The 14,444-nt window shown below is 46.7% G+C and carries 13 protein-coding genes and 1 riboswitch; of the genes, 2 read left to right on the top strand and 11 right to left on the bottom strand.

Going from position 1 to position 14,444, the window contains the following annotated elements; all coding sequences use genetic code 11:
* Positions 1–470: 470 nt before the first annotated feature.
* Both ACESPQ_RS11810 and ACESPQ_RS11805 read right to left on the bottom strand, forming a co-directional pair.
* Positions 471–1,079, bottom strand: a complete 609-nt coding sequence (locus ACESPQ_RS11810; RefSeq protein ID WP_373144389.1) for a YigZ family protein — start codon at positions 1,077–1,079, stop codon at positions 471–473.
* 73 nt (positions 1,080–1,152) lie between these two features.
* Entirely contained in the window at positions 1,153–3,165 is a 2,013-nt protein-coding gene (locus tag ACESPQ_RS11805; RefSeq protein ID WP_257327643.1) for a maltodextrin glycosyltransferase, read from the bottom strand.
* Positions 3,166–3,296: 131 nt separating this feature from the next.
* Here ACESPQ_RS11805 and ACESPQ_RS11800 point away from each other — a divergent pair, with 131 nt between their 5' ends.
* Positions 3,297–4,484, top strand: coding sequence for a hypothetical protein (locus ACESPQ_RS11800; protein WP_373144388.1), 1,188 nt, complete (start codon positions 3,297–3,299; stop codon positions 4,482–4,484).
* Here the strand turns inward: ACESPQ_RS11800 and ACESPQ_RS11795 are convergent, their stop codons facing one another.
* From ACESPQ_RS11795 to lysA, 7 genes are all read right to left on the bottom strand, one after another.
* Positions 4,485–4,856: a hypothetical protein gene (locus ACESPQ_RS11795; RefSeq protein ID WP_002607050.1), complete on the bottom strand. Its 372-nt coding sequence runs from the start codon at positions 4,854–4,856 to the stop codon at positions 4,485–4,487. It lies immediately after the preceding gene.
* A 316-nt stretch (positions 4,857–5,172) separates the two neighbouring features.
* A complete protein-coding gene (dapD, locus tag ACESPQ_RS11790) occupies positions 5,173–5,865 on the bottom strand; it encodes a 2,3,4,5-tetrahydropyridine-2,6-dicarboxylate N-acetyltransferase (RefSeq protein WP_002607052.1) in 693 nt (230 codons plus the stop codon).
* 10 nt (positions 5,866–5,875) lie between these two features.
* Positions 5,876–6,595: a 4-hydroxy-tetrahydrodipicolinate reductase gene (gene dapB, locus ACESPQ_RS11785; RefSeq protein WP_002607053.1), complete on the bottom strand. Its 720-nt coding sequence runs from the start codon at positions 6,593–6,595 to the stop codon at positions 5,876–5,878.
* The gene (gene dapA, locus ACESPQ_RS11780; protein WP_257379222.1) at positions 6,589–7,470 is read right to left on the bottom strand and encodes a 4-hydroxy-tetrahydrodipicolinate synthase; all 882 of its coding nucleotides are present in this window, start codon (positions 7,468–7,470) and stop codon (positions 6,589–6,591) included. Before dapA ends, dapB begins: the two co-directional genes overlap by 7 nt.
* Complete coding sequence (gene dapF, locus ACESPQ_RS11775; protein WP_257379223.1) at positions 7,463–8,284, bottom strand: diaminopimelate epimerase; 822 nt, start codon at positions 8,282–8,284, stop codon at positions 7,463–7,465. The genes dapA and dapF overlap by 8 nt, the downstream gene beginning before the upstream one ends.
* Positions 8,281–9,480 (bottom strand): aspartate kinase, encoded by a 1,200-nt coding sequence (locus tag ACESPQ_RS11770; protein ID WP_008818304.1) that lies wholly within the window; start codon positions 9,478–9,480, stop codon positions 8,281–8,283. Before ACESPQ_RS11770 ends, dapF begins: the two co-directional genes overlap by 4 nt.
* Entirely contained in the window at positions 9,477–10,763 is a 1,287-nt protein-coding gene (lysA, locus tag ACESPQ_RS11765) for a diaminopimelate decarboxylase (protein ID WP_257379224.1), read from the bottom strand. Before lysA ends, ACESPQ_RS11770 begins: the two co-directional genes overlap by 4 nt.
* A 71-nt stretch (positions 10,764–10,834) precedes the next feature.
* Positions 10,835–11,000: riboswitch (Lysine riboswitch) on the bottom strand.
* A 140-nt stretch (positions 11,001–11,140) separates the two neighbouring features.
* Here lysA and ACESPQ_RS11760 point away from each other — a divergent pair.
* Entirely contained in the window at positions 11,141–12,238 is a 1,098-nt protein-coding gene (locus tag ACESPQ_RS11760) for a M20 metallopeptidase family protein (RefSeq protein ID WP_257270980.1), read from the top strand.
* A gap of 329 nt (positions 12,239–12,567) precedes the next feature.
* On the opposite strand, the gene ACESPQ_RS11755 is transcribed toward ACESPQ_RS11760, so the two are convergent.
* The gene (locus ACESPQ_RS11755; protein WP_109770595.1) at positions 12,568–13,311 is read right to left on the bottom strand and encodes a copper homeostasis protein CutC; all 744 of its coding nucleotides are present in this window, start codon (positions 13,309–13,311) and stop codon (positions 12,568–12,570) included.
* Positions 13,312–13,334: 23 nt separating this feature from the next.
* Complete coding sequence (locus ACESPQ_RS11750) at positions 13,335–14,444, bottom strand: Sapep family Mn(2+)-dependent dipeptidase (protein WP_002607060.1); 1,110 nt, start codon at positions 14,442–14,444, stop codon at positions 13,335–13,337.

Here is a 14,444-nt window from a genome sequence, read left to right as displayed (position 1 = left end):
TTTTTATACTGCTTTATCCCGTACAGCATTTCAGGAGATACGATAAAAAAGCAGAAATCAATGATGACTCCTGCTATTTTGGCTGTTATTGCTTTGGAATAATCTGCATGCGCCTGCACATGTAGGACCGTCAAAGCTGAAAATCTTCTCATTCATCTCCGTATGTTCCTCGGACTTCTTATACTGGGAACCTATCGGCATAGAAAGGATAAAAGTACAGGTGACCACTGCTTCCATAGCTTCCTGTAAAAATACTGTCATGTTCTTCAAATAGCATTGAGCGAATTTTACACTCCTGTTTCATGCGGGAATCAAGCTTGAAATCCGAGTTTGCAGAGAGTTATTAAATTCTTTGCTCATGCAGGATAGAAATCTCTGTGTCCATTTCTTCTTCAATATAACCGTATACCCTTTGGGTCACAGCATCAATCCTTCCAACAATCATCACAAGATATCAGACGGCGACAGCATTAGACTTCCACATCAACGATGCGTTCCTCTATAAATTCCGGTAGAAAGCGCCCGTTTGTAATCTCTGCCATATCCGCATCCAGAGGCTCTTTGCACATCCAGAGATAGGTAACCTGTTCTCCGTAATCCTTATCTAAAACAGCAACCTCATTTTGCCGGAAATAGTGATCCAGCTTTCCAATCAGCTCATAGCTGAAGGTCATGGAATACACCAGGCGTTTTTGCTTCTGTGTAATGACGGCTTGATCCAGTGCATTGGATACACTTTTTGAGTAGGCACGAATCAGTCCTCCGGCTCCCAGCTTAATACCGCCAAAATAGCGGACGGTTACCGCAACGGTATCCTGCATCTGACGGTTTGCCAGACATTCCAGCATGGGGACACCGGCTGTCCCCTGTGGCTCCCCATCGTCATTGCTTCGCTGCAGCTCATTCTGTTCTCCGATGATAAAGGCATAGCAGTGATGCCTTGCGTTTGGATGAAGCTTTTTGATCTGCTGTATAAACTCCTTGGCATTCGCTTCGGAAAAGCTTTTATGCAGATAACAGAGAAATCTGCTTTTTTTGATTTCCAGTTCTGCCATGGTATCTTCTTTTAATCTGTACATACGATCACCTATGCTTATTATAACGGATAAAGGAGCGAAAGAAAAGCCGGTTTGAAGAAACAAACGTTTCTAGTCATTCCGGCTTTAATTCTATAAACTTTACCTCTCCCGGATCAAATTCCAGTGGTATATTCTGGAAGCTGTCCATCATGATATCATGAGTAAACGGGTCTTTTGTGGAAAAAATCTGTTGCAGGGAGGCCGGGGTAAACGGCAGCTCGCAGATCATGTTTTCCGTATGTATGTGCAACAGTACACTGTCATGCACGTTGGTATTGCATACAACCAGCAGTGCTTTCTGTGCACTTATGTAGGTGAACCCGATACCGTAATCTCTTGGAGAGTCAAACCATACGGGAATACAGGCATTCGGATCCGTAACAGCTTCTTCATAGGCTTTCCGGATAGCGCTTGTCTTCTCAAGCAAGGCAGGAAGCACAGGAAGATTCGGATTGCGGTAATCAAACCAGTATTCATCCAAATATGCCTGTCTGCGATGCCGGGGATCTTCCTTAGGCAATGCGTTCAGATATTTAAAATCGCCGTATTCACTCAGCTGCATCGGCTGCACCTCAAAGGACTCCACACCATTCATCATGAACGGAATTCCATTTGGCAGAAACTGATTCATCACCGTCAGCATAATCGCAGCGGTATTACCCTCCACACTGGCGATACGGCGGGAATCATAGGACTCACAGGCCGCAAACATCAAACAGGCATTTCCCTTTAGTCGATAGCTGAAGCTGTGAAATTTAAAATTCCATACATCACTTTCCTCATAGGCCCCGCTGCCGGATATGGCATCATAGCCTTTATTCAGCCATAACGTACTGTTGTCACTCACCGTATCCTCGGCTATCATGACAAAGGATTTCCTCTGCTTTCTTGCTGCTTTGGCCATAGCCCTTTGCAGCTTTTCCGGAAGCAGATACGGCTTTTCCAGAAAGATGCCGTCTATACCAAGCTCCTGCTGATACCAGCTGATATTTTCACACAGGTAATCCCACAACGCTGTCATCGGCTTTCTCGCCGGATGGAGGTCATAGCGGATGATATCCTGCATCAGGTATGGCTTGGCCTGTGCTCTTATATCCTTGGGAACCTGCGTGTGAATGTCCTCATACATGCGCCATATGGTCGTATCCAGCTCGGCAGGGATAGCGGCATTGATCTGATCCACCATGGATGGAGCAATTGTTGTATGCAGGGCTCTTTCGATTTCTCTTAAGCTTTCAAACTTATGCAAACCAGCGGGAGCCTCCTGAAACAGGGCGATATGCTGCTGGACATCCGCACTTCGGTAAAAATCCTTCAGGGCATAGGTGAAGGGAAGGGTATTCTGGGGCAGTGCATTGCAGCGAGGCGGGTGATAAGCGTTTTGCTGATCGCTGTCATACCAGAAAAACCACTCCGGATGTTCCTTATAATAGCTGTTCTCTCTTGCCAGCTTGCCGGGACAGTATTCCAGAATTACACGGAATCCCAGCAGATGACAGGCCTCCAGAAAGGCGGCGCATTGTTCTTTGGCATCCAGCTTTCTGACTAGCTTGTCCTGCAGCAGCGCATCGATGCTTCGAAAATCTGTGACGGCCTCCTTGACCGGATAATCATGTGCATTCTGCGTTTTGCAAAGCGGAAAAATCTGATGCAGCAGCAGAGTGTTGACACCCATGCGCTTCAGCAGCGGAAGCAGCAGGATGCTTTTCAGAAAGGTTCCGTTATCGTTGAGATGGTAAAGATTGTCACTCACCAGGCGGTCGTCGCGATCATGGTCCCAGGCGGTTGCTGTGCGAACCATGAGAGAATACACACTGGCATGCTTTAGCCAGTCTCTTTTATCAGAGGGTTTCTCTTTCGTAAGCTGCGGCTGTTTCCAGTTTCCATCCGCATCCTTCAGGATATTGCGCAGAGTGAAAAGATAAAACTCATACGGATGTACAAGCAGCTCTCTGCTGCGGATGCTCTTTGCTGGACGGTATCCATACAGATTCCAGGACTGCGGAATTGCATAATTGTAAATTTCCTTTGCATGGCTTTTGCACTGCTTTTCCAGCTCCTCATATAAGCGTTTTAAATAATTCATGTGAAAACCCCCTTATACGTATAGTATTCTATACGTGGCGAAAAATGTCAATCGTTAATTGAGAAAAGAAAGCGATTTCGACACTTTTTTCAGTGTATTATTTTTATACTTGCATCACGAGGAGGATGCATATGAAGAAGCTTTTATTGTGCATACCGGTGCTGCTGATGCAGGGCTGCAGTGGCGCTGCTTCACAGCCTGCGGATATCCATATGAAGGAGGACCGCTATGAAATCGAACCGGGGGCACGCCTGAATATCTATCTGCCGGATGAGGGCTTATCCGATGCTCTGGGAGCACTCTGGAATAAGACCTACCCCGAATATCGTAATGCACTGCATTTTTCACAGGAGGATAAATCCCTGCAGGCTCATGATCTGGTGTGGGTCAAGGATACGGATGCATTGAATGAAACAGCTCCCGCTTATCCACTTACCGGAATTAAGCAGCATCTGGAATATCCCTGGCCCGCCCAGCTTGAGCGAACAGCTATAAAGGACAGCTTCTTTCCTGTGTGCGGAAAAGGACTGGTCTTTGTTTATAATACATATACCGCGAAGCAGCGGGGACTGACAGCGGGTGATTTTGATGATTTCAAAAGCCTTGCAGGAAAAAAGGATGTATATTATCAGAATCGCACGCTTGCTTATACCATACCGTTTTTCTTTGACCGTGAGGATGAGGAGGACGCGGCAGTATCTATGAAAACCGTTGTACAATCGTCGTTATTTAAAGAACGGCTGCACCGATACCGCAGCTTCCATACGGCTTTGGATCTGCATGATGATACACTAGATGATGAAGCCTTTTATGAGGACGGACGTTATGTGAGTGGCCTCATTATGAACGATACAAGCTTTGACAGCTCAACGGCATATGCAGATATGCATCTCCAGTTTACGGCGATGCCGTCCTATGACGATACATCCCTTCGTCCCATGCTGGATGTATACGGCTTTATGGCCAATCAGAAGACACGCTATCCCAATGCTGTCTTTGCCTTTTTACAGCTGGTACGCTCACAGGAGGGCATAAACACCTTGCTGGAGAATAATCTGCGTCCGCTGGCACAGCGAGAGGATGTGGAAAAGCTTGGAATCTATGATGCCTATGTGAAGCAGATTTTGTGTGCAATGAACGATTCGCAGCTGCGAAATACTTCTTATATAAAGGAAAAATCGTCGATTACATTGCTGGATCTGTATGAGAACAGTAATCTGCTTTCCCTGCTTCAAAACAGCCTGTATACAAAAGAAAATGACTCTCACGTACAGAAAGCCATTCATCAGGATATTACACACTGGATACTGACACAGTAATCAGTGTGTTTTTTTGTTTGCTTTGCGGATATACAGAAGCAGAATCAGCGGCAAAACGGCAGGAATCAGACTGTAGAAACCGGCTGTGGTATCGTGCAGAAAGAAATAGACACAGCATACCAAAGAAAACAAAATCCCCCAGATACAGCTGATTTGAAGGGTGGCATAGGTATCCTTTGTATGAACAAACAGGAAGGATTTTTTATAGTGCTCGCGATACTCCGCACTGCTTGTATATTTATGATAATGCGATATGGTATACCCCACAGCCACGATGACTAAAACCATGACGGAATTAAGGTGGTAATATACACTGATGATATATAGCGGCAGATACCATAACAGCTCCAGCCAGGATAATGAACGTTTCATAACATACCTCCGGATTACCCGATTATTATAACACAGTTCCAGCAGGGTATCTATGCTCAGACAGCATCTTGCAGATACACTGATGGGAGTCATTCCACTGAGGCCTATCATTGTGCAAAGCGTATTATCGGATGTACTGTTTTCACAAGAAATTTATTTATGATAATGCTTAATAGAGTTTTGTGATGCATGTTTTCAAATAGAATCAGCGTTGTTGTATCTAAGCTGTGCTGCCTATACGAAGGGATATTCACCGGATGCCACGAACAGCTGAAAAAAACGGGTCATGCTTCGATCCGCTTTTCTCATTTAGATTCTACAAACTGCGCAATGCGTCAACCAGCTCGGTTTTCTCTGTGGCTTTTGCATCCTTTTCCTTGATGACGCGAGCCGGGCATCCTGCGACCACACTGTTAGCAGGAACATCCTCAATGACCACAGCACCTGCCGCAACCACGGCATTTTTTCCAATATGCACTCCCTCGATCACCACGGCATTTGCACCGATCAATACATCATCCTCCACAATGACAGGAGTTGCGCTTGCCGGTTCGATAACCCCCGCAAGAACGGCCCCTGCACCGATGTGACAATGCTTTCCAACAGTCGCTCTGCCGCCCAGCACAGCACCCATATCAATCATGGTACCTTCACCGATGATGGCACCGATATTGATAATAGCGCCCATCATGATAACGGCATTGTCACCGATTTCCACCTGATCTCGGATGACTGCCCCAGGCTCGATCCGTGCATTGATATATTTTTTATCCAGCAGCGGTACAGCGGAATTGCGGCAGTCGTTTTCCACGACCATATCCTCGATGCTTTCCGCATTCTCCTTCAGGATTGGCTCAATGATCTTCCAGTCACCGAATATGACCTTGCTGTCGGTCCCGAATACCTTACAGTCCGGAAAAGCAACCGGCTTTTTTTCCTTCAGATACACCTTTACCGGTGTCTTTTTTTCTGCGTTTTGTATAAATGCGATAATTTCCTTTGCGTCCATGACTTCCTCCTTATGCGAACAGAATATCCTTCATGGTATACATACCCGGCTTCTGTGTAACGGCAAAGCGTGCAGCGCGCAATGCCCCGTTCACAAAAATTTTACGGCTGTTGGCAGTGTGCTTGATTTCGAAGATTTCATCATCTCCGAAAAAGTAAACATCATGCTCCCCTGCAACTGTGCCGCCGCGCACGGCGTGTATACCGATTTCCTTCTGTCGTTTCCCTACAAAACCGTTCCTTCCGTGTACCTCCCGGTATGTATGCTCCCTGTTCATGGCAGCTACCAGCATTTTGGCGGTACCGCTTGGCGCGTCCTGCTTCTGGTTATGGTGCTTTTCCACAACCTCCATATCAAAGCTTTCCTCCAGCATCGGTGTAATCATTTGTAGAACCTCCTGAAAAACTGCGATTCCAAGAGAGAAATTTGCCTGAAATACAACCGGTGCCACACTGCTCAGCTCTTCCACCTGGCGCTTCTGAATATCATTATGCCCGGTGGTGCCGCAGATATAGGCACATGCATGCTCCAGTACAAACGGCTTGATCCAGGTCAGATTGTCCGGATGAGAAAAGTCAATGATGATATCCACATGCTCCTGCAGGGTGGATACATCCGGATGATTGGTACCGTCGGCAATCATAACGACCTTCATATCGTCGCTCTGCTCAATGGTTTCCACAATCATTTTTCCCATTTTCCCATAGCCTGCAACAAGTACATTTAACATAGACCGGCCTCTTTCATTTCATGTAACAGTGCCTTGCGGTGTGTTTCCTCCATTTCACATAACGGAAGACGGTATCCGCCGACAGCCTTGCCCATCATGTTCAGGGCTTCCTTGACAGGAATCGGATTGACCTCGATAAACAGGGCGTGAATCAGATCAAGATAGTTTAACTGTGTAGCAAGCGCTGCATCCGTGTCATTGCTCAGGTAATTGTGCACCATTTCGTGCACCTCCTTCGGCATGATATTCGCCCATACGGAAATGACACCGCTGCCGCCAAGTGATAACAGAGGGATGACCATGTCATCGTTTCCGCTGAACATAACAAAATCATCACTCAGATACCGCGCAATGCCTGCGGCATATGCGATGTTTCCGCTTGCTTCCTTGATTCCGCAGATATTCGGGTGTTTGCTTAACACCTTAACAGCCTCCTCACTGATACTGCATCCGGTTCTGCCCGGTACATTATAGAGAATGATCGGCTTGTCGACCGCATCCGCTACCGCAGTGAAATGGGCAATCATGCCCTGCGCATTGGCCTTGTTGTAATAGGGAGAAATCACCAGCAGCGCATCGGCTCCCATAGCGGCATACTTTTTACTTTTATCAACGGCTGTTTCCGTACAGTTGGAGCCGCTGCCGACAATAACAGGAATTCTTCCTTTGATAGTCTGCAGGGTGCATTCTACGACCGCATCATCCTCTTCATGCGTCATCGTGCTGGATTCCCCGGTTGTCCCCAGAACCAGAATACCATCCGTTCCGTTTTCCACATGCCATTCCAGAATTTCCTTCAGCTTATCAAAATTCACACTTCCATCCTCATGAAACGGAGTTACCAGAGCGACAATACTTCCTTTAACATTAAACATATGCAACTTCTCCTTTCAAGATCCTTTCGGCAGGACCAAACATGTGGACATGCTGCTGCTCATCAATGTTGATATGCAGCTCTCCACGCTTTACTATAATTTTCAGATTGTTTGCGCAGCCCTTCTGTTCATGAGCGATGCGTGCTGCGGCACAGGCACCGGTTCCACATGCCAGTGTCATTCCGACACCCCGCTCATACGTTACCATACGCAGAGTATGCGCATCCACGATCTGCACAAAGTTGACATTTGTCTGTTCTCTGTACAGGGGATGATGACAGATTGCATGCCCGATGTCGTTATAATCAAAGGCAAAGGCATCGGATACAAACACAACGGTATGTACCGTTGACATAAAGAAGCTGTAAACCGGTATGCTTTTATCACCAATACACAGCTCATATCCCATGACCGGCTCCTTCAGCGTATCCACCTGAATGCTTTTGGGATCATCATCCCAGGTCCCCATATCGATACGTACCTGAAACGGCTTCAGAGATACCCGTGTCACATGCTTGCTGCCTGCCAGTGTTTCCACATCGTATTCCTCAGCGGTTTCAATGCCTTCATCATAACAGTATTTCGCAAAGCAGCGGATACCGTTTCCACACATCGGTGCACGAGAGCTGTCCGCATTGTAGAACACCATTTCCAGCGGCTTCTGCTTCACCAGAATACAGCCGTCTGCACCGATTCCCGTGTGGCGGTCACAGACGCGCAGGACGAAATCCTCAATGCTTCGATCCTTTAACAGCTCCCAGTCGGTAATGATAAAATCATTTCCGCAGCCATGATATTTGGTTATCGGTATCATAGGTCAAAGGCCTTTCCGAGCACCTCAACCGCCTTCAGCTTATCCTTTTCCTCAATCGTCAGGGAAATGGAAATCTCACTGGAGGTGATTTGATAATAGCGGATATTGTGATCGCTCAGTGTTGTCAGAACCTTCGCGGCTATACCACTGTGTGTGGAGATACCGACGCCGACAATCGACAGCTTCACAAACCCGAGCAGACGGGAGATCGGGTAGCGGGAATGCAGCTTATCAATATTTTTCAGTATCACATCCGACTGCTGTTTATTACAGTAAAAGGCAAAATTGACCTTGCCGTCATGGGTTAGCTGCTGGGATATGGTATCCAGATTGATATCCAGCTGTGATATCATCGCAAACAGCGAGTTCAGAAATTTTCCGTCATTGGGCAGATCGTTTACCCTCATAATTGCATAATCTTCCTTGATGCTGATTCCTGTAATCGGCATATCTTCGAGATGCTTCGTTTTTTCCATAATATACGTTCCTTTGTCTAAATTCTCTTCCAGTGCCCTTCCCAGATACAGACGGACACCGTACTTGCTGGCAAGCTCGACGCTTCTTGTTTCCAGTACCCCGGCACCGAGACACGCCATCTGCATCATTTCATTATATGTGATTTCGTGCAAACGTTTCGCATGCGGGTACATTCTGGGGTCAATGGTATACACGCCGTTGACATCGGTAAAGATATGGCACTCCCAGCCCAGCTTGGCCGCAAGTGCAACGGCGGTGGTATCGCTTCCTCCGCGCCCCAGTGTCGTGATGTCACCGACCTCGTTCGCTCCCTGAAAGCCCGCAACCACGACAACCTTGTCATCCTCCAGATGCTGCTTCAGCCGCGTAATGTCGATATCCATGATGCGGGCATGGGAATGGTGATCGCTTGTTATGAAACCGCACTGGTATCCGGTCAGGGATACCGCCGGTACGCCCAGCGCATCAATGGCCATTGCAAGCAGGGTGATGGTTCTCTGCTCACCGGTGGAAAGCAGGGAATCCAGCTCCCGCTCATTGACATGCTCACCGATTTCCTTTGCCATGGCAATCAGCTTGTTGGTTGTCTTTCCCATGGCACTTGCCACAATGACCACCTGATCCCCCTGTGCCTTCAGCTTCGCCGCATGTGCTGCGACTGCTTTAATCTGTGCAATCGTACCGACGCTTGTTCCTCCATACTTCTCTACAACATTCATACCTTGATTTCCTCATCACATTCCAGCTTGCACATATCCTCATATGTTTCACGTTTTACCACAAAGCGTACCTTACCATCCTTTACAAACACAACAGCAGGTCTGCCCAGACGGTTGTAATTGCTTGCCATACTGTAGCCGTAGGCACCGGTTGTATACAAGATTAACAGATCGTTTGTCTGTGCGCGCGGCAGTCGGACGTTTTCCACCAGAATATCTCCGGACTCACAGCATTTTCCGGCAACGGTCACCGTTTCACTTTTTTCCTCGTCCATACGGTTCGCAATATCACACGCATAGGCTGCCTGATACAATGCCGGACGGATATTGTCCGACATACCGCCATCCACAAAAATATACTTTTTGTTTTCCGTCTGCTTCTGATACCCGATGCGGTACAAGGTGGAGCCTGCCTCCGCAACAATGCTTCGTCCCGGTTCAATCATCAGCTTTTCCAACGGCAGCTGATAACGGTCACGCTCCCATTTGCAGGTATCCAGAATTGTCTGACATACCTCCTGCAGGGGAATCGGATGATCCTCACTCGTATAGTAAGCCGCAAAGCCGCCTCCCAGATTTAATGCTTTCGTGGTGATACCGTATGCCTTTTGCATATCGTTCACAAATTTCATCAGTGTCTGAATTTCCGCCACATAGGCATCCTTATCAAAAATCTGGGATCCGATATGCGAGTGGAATCCCTCAAAGGTGACATTGGGAATACTCGTCAGCGTCTGAATCATATTGCGGATATCCTCCATACGGCTGATGGAGATACCAAACTTGCTGTCCAGATGTGCCGTTACAATATATTTATGGGTATGTGCCTCAACGCCCGGATTTACACGAATCAGTGTACGAACGGTGGTGCCGACACGCTGTGCCGCTTTTACCAGCAGCTCGCATTCCATGGCATTATCGACAACGATGCACCCAACGCCTGCTTCCAGTGCCATAATCAGCTCGTCCCATGTTTTGTTGTTGCCGTGAAAGTAGATTTTTTCCATTGGGAAGCCGGACTGCATGGCGGTATACAACTCACCGCCGCTGACAACATCCAGACACAGACCGTGGATTGCCGCCATCTGAACGATTGCCTTACAGGAGAACGCCTTGGACGCATACAGAACCTCGGTTTCAAAATTCTCACTTTGAAACAGCTCATGAAACTGGCTCATTTTCTGTGTGATTTTGTTCTCATCATACACATATAGCGGAGTACCGCAGGCATTCGCCAGCTGTTCTACGGAAACTCCGGATATTTCCAACACTTTTTTACTCATTTCCATCACCTCATTAAAAAATGCCAGCAGGTTAAGTGTACCCTTACTGACATTGTAGTTCACCTTATGACAATAATGATAGCACATCTACTGATGGTAGACAGTCTTATGGATCTTCTCCATAAGCCCACCACAACCCTATGCCTAAGGCTGCAGTTCGGCGGAATTGCTGAAACCAGCTGTCAGGTGTCTGCCGACTCCAGCTGATGTAGTCGCTCCCGCGCCTCTATCTATTTTTCTGTATCATATCACTATTCAAGGTAAATTACAACCGTTTTATGAAAATTAAATGTATAAATTTCATAAAATGAAAATATTTACATGAGGGATGGTTTCCTATATAATAAACATAACATAGAGCAGGGAGGATAAAGGATATGCTAGAGAGAATACAGAAATATCGCAGGGACCTGCATCAGATACCGGAGCTGGAGCTGGAGCTGCCGAAAACACAACGCTATGTGCAAGAGGCGCTCAGGGATCTTCCCTGTACGTTAAGCTCACCGATTCCCAGCAGTGTTGTGGCTTTTTTTGACGCAGGAAGAAAGGAAAGCATCGCCTTTCGCAGTGATATGGATGCATTGCCGGTAACAGAAGCTACCGGAAGAGCGTTCGCATCCAGACATGCAGGCCGCATGCACGCCTGCGGACATGACGGTCACATGGCAATGCTGCTGGAGTTCGCACACCAGCTGTCTACGTATTATAAAGAGCTTCCGCACAACGTGGTATTGATTTTTCAGCCGGGAGAGGAAACACCGGGCGGAGCGGAGCCGATGTGCAAAAGCGGTATCTTTGAACAGTATCATATCAAACGGATTTTCGGTTTTCATGTATGGCCGATGCTGGACAATGGTGTGATTGCCACACGCAGAAACGAATTTATGGCACGCTCCAGTGAGGTGAATATCGATATTACCGGAAAAAGCGCACATGCGGCAAAGTATCAGGAAGGCATTGACGCGATGGAGATTGCGGCGCGCTATCTGCTGGATTTATATACGATGGAACAGGAGGAGCTGTCAGCGGAAACCTATCGTTTACTGCGCTTTGGTTTACTGAAGAGCGGTACAGTTCGTAATGTTGTGGCAAATGCTGCCCGTATGGAAGGAACCCTTCGTGCCTTTCAGGATGAAACCTATCAGTATTTGAAAAAGCGTATGCTGGAGCTGGCGAAGCCGTATGAAGAACAGGGGGCAGTGTTCTCCTTTGATATCAATACCGGCTATCCCGCAGTCATGAATGACGCTGCCCTTGTGGATCAGGTGCGGAAGCTGGATCCGAATATCGTGCTGCTGGAGAAGCCCGAAATGATTTCCGAGGATTTTGCCCATTATCAGCGAAAGGTACCGGGCGTATTCTTCTTTCTGGGGACAGGTACCGGGATTGCCCTGCATGCCCACAATTTTGACTTCGATGAAGAGGTACTGGAAGCAGGAGTTAGGGAATACTGCAAGCTGAGCAGGATGGAATAAAGCGGATATAGTTATCAGGTATTCCTACAGCATAGAAGGAAAGAGGTATTGTAGCTGTGATTGAAAACTGTTAACGATTTTCTTTCATCAGCAAACAGAGGAATCAGCTGTAAAGGTGATAAAGAGCGCTGTGTCAGTTAAAATCTACGTATTTCAGAAAATGGCTTTATCCTCATAATACGTCAGATATCCTTTATTTCAGATAGATAGAGTGAACATCGGATACGTAAAAAGGAAGCTCCGCATCTATAAACAATAGAATGAGGAACTTCTTTTCTTTATGAAGCTGTAAAACATGGAAAACTGATTTTCCGTTATTCAGCAGATGGCTATTGAACGCTCCAGATTAAATGCTCGACTTTTTTACTGTTTACAACCTCATAATCGCTTTTATGACCCTGCGGTCCATAGCTGTAAGTAACACGCTCGCCACAGGTTGTTTCATCCCGCAGCCAGTCTTTGCAAGAGGAGTGAATCTGTTTTACTCCTGTATAGGCTATGAGCTCCTTTGCATTGATGGCATCTATACCGCATCCGGCGAGTATTTCGATTCGATCGCCATAACGCTCTTGTAATTGCCGTATGATTTCCTTTCCCTCAAATGCCGTGGGGTAAGTACCGCTCGTAAGCACTCGGTCTACTCCTATATTGATCAGGGTTTCTATTGCTTTGAATGGATCTTTCACACAGTCGAAAGCGCGATGGAATACCACCTGCTTATGGTTCACTTTTGCCAGTGCAGTAATATGCCCACTCTGCTCTGTATCAATATTCCCGTGTGCGTCCAGGCAGCCGAATACGATTCCATCGGCACCGTTCTTGATCATATCTCTTGTTTCCTCTACCATAACGTCATAATCCTGTGAAAGATAATGAAATCCTGCCCCGCGGGGACGTATCATCGTCATAACGCATAGCTTTGTATGTTCCTTTATTAAGCGCAGTGTTGCTACACTCGGTGTTAAGCCGCCCATATGCAATGCACTGTTTAATTCGATGCGCTTTGCACCTCCGGCTTCTGCCTGCTGCGCATCATAGTAACTGCCGCAGCAGATTTCAATTTGAGTATTCATATAGGTATCCTCCTAATGCCGCCTTATTTTGCCAGCTTATACAAGCTTAATGCATATATTTTTGCATTCATGATAATATCCTTGATATCCATCCATTCATCCGGCTGATGTCCGATTCCCTTTTGACCCGGGAAGCTTGGTCCGAATGGAACGATGTTCGGCATTGCCTTTGCATATGTTCCGCCCGTTGTTGTTACCGGTGTTCCATCCAGACCGCTTACCTGTTCATATGCACTTTGTAACGCTCTGACCATGAAACAGTCCTTTTCAAATCGAACTGGATCATAATTGTGAAGCAGCTGCAGTGTACAGCAGGAATCAAGCTTGGTACGTATTTGTTTCTGTATGTCTTGAATGCTGCAGCAGGCAGGATAACTGAGAGTAAATTGAAATACGACATCCTCCTGCTCTGTACGCAGCGCATACCCGCGCATTTGCATTTCTCCATATTCATCATCGTGATAATCAATGCCTAAACGATTACCGCTTGCTGCACTTTCCAGAAAATACGTGGTAACGAATGAAAAGAATTGCTGCAGATGCACTTGATCAGCACGAATCTGCAGATTTGCACGACCTCTTTCTCCATATACAACAGGGTATTTACAATCCGGTGTCCATCCCATAACAGGCGGTTTTTCTTTTGAAAGATAATATGTCAAATCCTCAAAACCACTTTCTTCATCCGTGCCGAACATGATGCGTACCTGTCTGGACAACGGTATATGCAATCGTTTCAAGGCATAGAGAGCATATAAACAACTCAGGACAGGTCCCTTATTATCAAGGATACCGCGGGAAAAGATACGCCCGTTTTCATCCATGTAACCGCTGAAGGGAGGATGTGTCCAGCCTTCGCCTGTTTCAACGACATCCAAATGTCCCATGACACCGATATAGTCCTCACTTTCTCCATATTTGGCATATCCTACGTAATTATCCACATTTACAGTTTCGAAGCCGAGTTCTTCTGCTAATTCCAGGGCTTTATCAAGTGCTTTTTTTACGCCTTTTCCAAAGGGAGCGTTCTCCTGCGGCTCACTCTTGACGCTATCTATTCTTACGACCTCTAAAATTCCCTGTATCATTTCCTCTGAGATTTTGTCAATCTCCGCCAGTATTTTATCTTCCAT

The sequence above is a fragment of the Clostridium sp. HGF2 genome, from assembly GCF_964240115.1.
Lineage (GTDB): Bacteria > Bacillota_I > Bacilli_A > Erysipelotrichales > Erysipelotrichaceae > Clostridium_AQ > Clostridium_AQ innocuum.
Note: the sequence above shows the minus strand (reverse complement) of the source record. Positions and strands in the feature narration are given on the sequence as shown.